The sequence below is a fragment of the Treponema endosymbiont of Eucomonympha sp. genome (assembly GCF_001028545.1).
The window spans coordinates 1-2,128 of sequence record NZ_BBPW01000121.1 but is presented as its reverse complement, the minus strand read 5'-3'; the positions used below and the strand labels follow the sequence as shown (position 1 = coordinate 2,128).

The window sequence follows — 2,128 nt, the reverse complement described above, 5'->3', positions numbered from 1 at the left end:
AACTCGGAACAACAGGCCGCAAAGCGCGGGGTAACGACCGAATTTGCGGCAGGTTCGGCGTCCCGCTGAATCAAACCCCTCTGCCGTATTTGCGTGCCTGGCAAGCGCCTTATTCGCGGGACGCGCACCTGTACAGTATCGCGCCTGCATACTCTCCAGTATCGCGCTTGCATACTGTACAGTGTTGCGCCTGTGTACTGTACGGGTTCCGGTCGGTGCGCTATACGATTGTTAGGCGCGGACCGCGCCGCCGTCAGCGGGAAGCATCCCGCGGTGAGAATTGCCTTATCCCGCTGTTTTTGCTACTATCCTGTCCGTTATGTGCAACACCCACACGCTCGAATCCAGCTTCGCGCACTTTGACGCCTCGCGCTCCGCAAGGAACGGTGTGCGGCGTGGCTGATTTCGGCGATATTCTGGCAGAGTGGGAGCGGCAAAACCCGCAACGGCGGACAGCCTCGTCCGCACGGAAAGCCGGCGTCCCGAAACCGGCGCGCGGCAAAACCGCTTCGGGCGGGCAAGGCGACGCTCCGCCGCCTGAGCGAACCGCCCGCCTGCTCGAAGCGTGGCTCAGTCGGTATCCGGTCGTCGACAAAGACGCGCTCGACCGGCAGGCGCGGGAACAGGCGGCGCGGGCGGATATGCGCGCCGCCCGAAAACTGCCCTATGATACGACGCTCGACCTGCACGGCTATACACACGACGAAGCGCGGAACAGGCTTGACCGGTTTATTGCGGAATGCGTGCGGCGCAACGCGCGGAAAGCGCTCATCATTCACGGCAAGGGGCTGCATAGCGGAGAAGGGGACGCGGTGTTGCCTAAAATGGTGCGCGCGTTTATCGAGCGCGACCCGCGGCTGGGCGCGTCGGGGCACCCCGAAGAGCGGGACGGCGGGAAGGGCGCCACGTGGGTGATAATCCGCTAGATAAGCCCGTTGGGAAAGCCTCCGGCAGGCGCGGACGCGCACCTCGGCGAGCGTTCCTGCTATTCCGCGACCGAGTACCACTTCGTCAAATGAACGTGCCAAAAATGCACTTTATCGCAAGAAGGGTGTACGCTATGATGACCGCAAAACCAATAGCGAGCGCTATCGGGTGCAGCGCAAAGACGGTGCACAACCACGCGAACGCGCTTTTGGGACTCGTGAAAAACGGAACAGAGAGGGTTTTCACGGGTGCGCAGGCAACGGCGATGCTTGAGCGCATGAAACAAACGGTACCTATATCGCAAAACAAAGGGCTTGAAGCCTGAATACAAGGTATTGAAACCGAATTAACCGCCGAATTGCGCCTTATCGCGTTTTACAAGCAGACGGCGGCTCTTGAGCTTTGAACTGCGGTTCAAAGCGGACACGCAGGTAACAGAGGCGGAGTTGCTTTTGTGCGAACGCGAAAGAGGGCTTGAAGCCATACAGCGCATTGCGGAAAAAAAACGAGGCATTGCTCACCGACCAATACGACTTATGCAGCGCATATCGGGGCGCGTATGAGCGGTGCAAAAAATACCCCATAGCTTGCAGGCGCGGGGCGAAAACAATGCGATTGATGTCGGAAGCATACTGCAAAGTGCCGAAACAGGCAAGTCTACAATCTATCGGGCAAACTGCGTAGGCAACGCAGCAAAAACGGGGTACCCGCACCGCGTAGATTCATACCGCGACGAGTACGATTGCGTCTTTGCCGAGTACTCCGGCGGCAAACGCGGGAACGCGAACTTCATACAAAGCGACATGCTGCCGGTAGACGTGGACGGCGGCAAAACGCTTGCGGAAGTTTCAGGCTAAATTCGCCGGGGTCCGCTATGAGCTTATTACTTCAAAATCACACAACTTGCCTAAAGGCGGCGAGCCACCCTGCGACCCCGTTTCCACGCTGTGTTTTATCTTGACCGTATGGTTACGGGCATTGACGAGTATACGCTGCTGAAAGACGCTTTTGTACGCGTTCACCAATACTGCGATAAAGGCGCGAAGGACGGGGCGCGTTTTTTACGGACACCGGCTAGGTAGTGTGGACTGGAAGGTAGAGGAATAAACACCTGACATGAATAGCGGCGATGAAGGAAGCGGTGAGCTTTGCGTAGCGAGTAGCGATTCCGCGCCGGCGCTTGAGGGCACGGAAGACGTTT

4 protein-coding genes are annotated in these 2,128 nt (G+C 58.3%); all 4 read left to right on the top strand.

Annotated elements, in window-relative coordinates; all coding sequences use genetic code 11:
• Positions 1–395: 395 nt before the first annotated feature.
• The 4 genes from AWU74_RS05175 (at position 396) to AWU74_RS05165 (ending at position 1,784) form a co-directional block, all read left to right on the top strand.
• Positions 396–926 (top strand): Smr/MutS family protein, encoded by a 531-nt coding sequence (locus tag AWU74_RS05175; RefSeq protein ID WP_162504858.1) that lies wholly within the window; start codon positions 396–398, stop codon positions 924–926.
• 134 nt (positions 927–1,060) lie between these two features.
• Positions 1,061–1,252: a hypothetical protein gene (locus tag AWU74_RS05170; RefSeq protein WP_238580177.1), complete on the top strand. Its 192-nt coding sequence runs from the start codon at positions 1,061–1,063 to the stop codon at positions 1,250–1,252.
• Between the two features lie 70 nt (positions 1,253–1,322).
• Complete coding sequence (locus tag AWU74_RS11635; RefSeq protein WP_187150858.1) at positions 1,323–1,490, top strand: hypothetical protein; 168 nt, start codon at positions 1,323–1,325, stop codon at positions 1,488–1,490.
• A gap of 3 nt (positions 1,491–1,493) precedes the next feature.
• A complete protein-coding gene (locus AWU74_RS05165) occupies positions 1,494–1,784 on the top strand; it encodes a hypothetical protein (protein WP_162481789.1) in 291 nt (96 codons plus the stop codon).
• Positions 1,785–2,128: the final 344 nt, after the last annotated feature.